Origin of the sequence: Streptomyces sp. HSW2009, from assembly GCF_040240285.1 — a bacterium.
Taxonomy (GTDB): domain Bacteria; phylum Actinomycetota; class Actinomycetes; order Streptomycetales; family Streptomycetaceae; genus Streptomyces.
Genome location: NZ_JBEHZD010000846.1, coordinates 1 through 2,316 on the forward strand (window position 1 = coordinate 1; position 2,316 = coordinate 2,316).

General features: G+C 77.8%; 2 protein-coding genes. One reads left to right on the plus strand and one right to left on the minus strand.

The genetic code is table 11. The annotated features are described in order from the left end of the window. Positions 1-20: 20 nt before the first annotated feature. Positions 21-542 carry a CGNR zinc finger domain-containing protein gene (locus AAHZ94_RS32825; RefSeq protein WP_349997359.1) on the minus strand — a complete coding sequence of 174 codons (522 nt, stop codon included), beginning with the start codon at positions 540-542 and terminating at the stop codon, positions 21-23. A gap of 38 nt (positions 543-580) precedes the next feature. Here AAHZ94_RS32825 and AAHZ94_RS32830 point away from each other — a divergent pair, with 38 nt between their 5' ends. Beyond that, entirely contained in the window at positions 581-1,786 is a 1,206-nt protein-coding gene (locus AAHZ94_RS32830) for an MFS transporter (RefSeq protein ID WP_349997360.1), read from the plus strand. Positions 1,787-2,316 lie beyond the last annotated feature (530 nt).

Genomic DNA, 2,316 nt, shown 5'->3' on the forward strand with positions numbered 1-2,316 from the left:
GACGAAGAGTTCACTATTCGTCAGCCGCCCGGCCCGGCGCCGCGACCACGCTCCGACCCCCAACCGACGAAGCCCCCCCCCCCCCGGGCGCCCCCCGGGGGGGGGGGGGGGGGGGGGCCCCACCGCCGCCCCCCCAGGGCCATGCAGGACGAGGCGATGAACCACACGTCCCACGGCGCGTCGTCGTCCCGGTCCAGATGCGGGTGCCAGGGGGTGCTGCCGCCGTGCGAGGTCAGGCGCAGCGGCCCGGCGTGGTCGCGCAGGAGGCGGTTGAGGGTGGCCGCGGCGGCGTCCGCGTGCTCGGCGGCGAAGACGGGCCGCAGCAGCGCGCCGGCCGTGCGCATCCGGGCGACGTCGCCGGCGGTGAGATCGAAGGGCTCGGCCTCGCCGTAGGCGCGGAGCACGGCGGCGACGTCGGTGGCCGCGGGGCGGTCGGCGGCGAGGACGTTGAGCAGGGCGGCGGTGCGTCGGGCCGTGGTCAGCACGGAGTGCCGGGTGGACCAGTCGTCGTGGTGGGGGGCCATCGGCGGAATGTAACGCATCTTGCCGAGTTTTGAGTTACTTCCCTAACGTCGTGCCGATGGAGAGGGGACATGCGCTCCGCCGCTACCTCGCCGGGGCGGTGGCGGCCCGTATCGGGGACGAGATGTCGGGGCCGGCGCTGATGCTCGCGGGGTTCGCCCTGACCGGATCGGCCGCCGACGCCGCCTCGCTGCTGGCGGCCCTCACGAGCGCCGCCGCGGTGGGCGGCCCGCTGCTCGGGGTGCTGCTCGACAGAGCGGCCCGCCCCGGGCACCTGCTGGCCGGGGCGCTCCTGCTGTACGCGGCGGGGCTCGGGGCGACCCTCCTGGCGCTGGGCAGGTCGCCCCTCGCCCTCACCCTGCTGATCGCGGTGGTGACGGGGCTGCTGGGGCCGGCCGTCTCCGGTGGTTGGACGGCCCAGGTGCCCCGGGTGGCGCCGGACGGCGACCGGCTCCCCAGGGCGAACGCGCTCGACGCGATGACGTTCAGCGCGGCGAGCCTGGCCGGCCCGGCCCTGGCCGGCGGGCTGGCGGAGGTGGCGGGTGCCCCGACGGCCGTGGTGGTCGCCGTGCTGCTCATCGCCTCGGCGCTGCCCGCCGCGTGGCTGTTGCCCGCCCGCCCCGCCCGAGTGCAGGCGGCCGGGCCCGCCTCCGTCCTCGGCGCTCTCGTGGCCGGCGTCCGGGTGATCCTCGCGCGGCGGGCCCTGGCTCGGGCCACCCTCAGCACGACCGTCTCCTGCACCGCCCAGGGCATGCTGCTCGCGTGCGTCCCGCTCCTCGGCGAACGTGCCATGGGCGGGGCCGGCCGCGGAGCGCTGCTCCTGTCCTGCGCGGCGGTCTCCGCCCTGGCGGCGGGCGCCGTACTCGCCCGCCTCCCGCGCGCGGTCGCCCCGGACACGGTGCTGTGGGCCAGCGCCCTGGTCCAGTGCGCGGCGCTGACCCTGGCCAGCTGGGGAGAGCCGGCCCCGCTCGTGGTGGCCGCGCTCGTCCTGGGCATCGGCGAGGGACCGCAACTCGCGGCCCTCTTCGCGGTGCGCCACCGGGAGGCCCCGGAGCACCTGCGGAGCCAGATCTTCACCACCGGGGCCAGTCTGAAGATCACCGGGTTCGCCCTGGGCGCGGCGGTCGGCGGCCCGCTCGCGACGTGGTCCCTGCCGGGCACGACGGCCCTCGCAGCGGGTGTGGCGCTCCTCGCGGCAGTGGCCTTCTTCGCGGTTCCGCCGGCGACCGGCGAGGCACCCGGGAGCGGGGCGGGGCCGAGGTGAAGCCCTCCGGAGGCCCGGGCGGGCCCGCCCCGGTACGACACGCCGGAGCGGCCGACCGAAATCTGAGCCGCGCCCCTCTCTGCCCCCGACGGGGAGTCCCTGCCGCTGACCTGCTCGCAACCCGCCCGGCAGTAGACCCGAAACCGATCCAGCACCAGAGCCAGCACCAGAGTCAGCACCAGAGCCAGGACCAGAGCCAGAGGCAGGACCAGAGCCAGAGGCAGGACCCGTGACCGTGCTCGGCGGCAGCCAGAAGCAGCAGAAGCAGCCCGAAGAGTCAGCACGGCCAGCCCAGCCGTGGAGTGGTCGGGAGCTCGGGGAGTGGCCGGCGCGGGGCTCGGGTAGGAGGCCGCGCCGACGCCGTTGGGCCCGGCGGCCCGGTGGGCCAGCGGTCCGGCGCCACGGGGCCGCGGAGTCCACTGGAGCCCGTTGGTGCCCGTCGTACGCGCGCGCCGGGGGGGGGGGGGCCCCGCGCCCGGCGGCCCCCCGGGCGCCCGGGAGCGGCCGGGGGGGGGGCGGGCCGGCGGCGG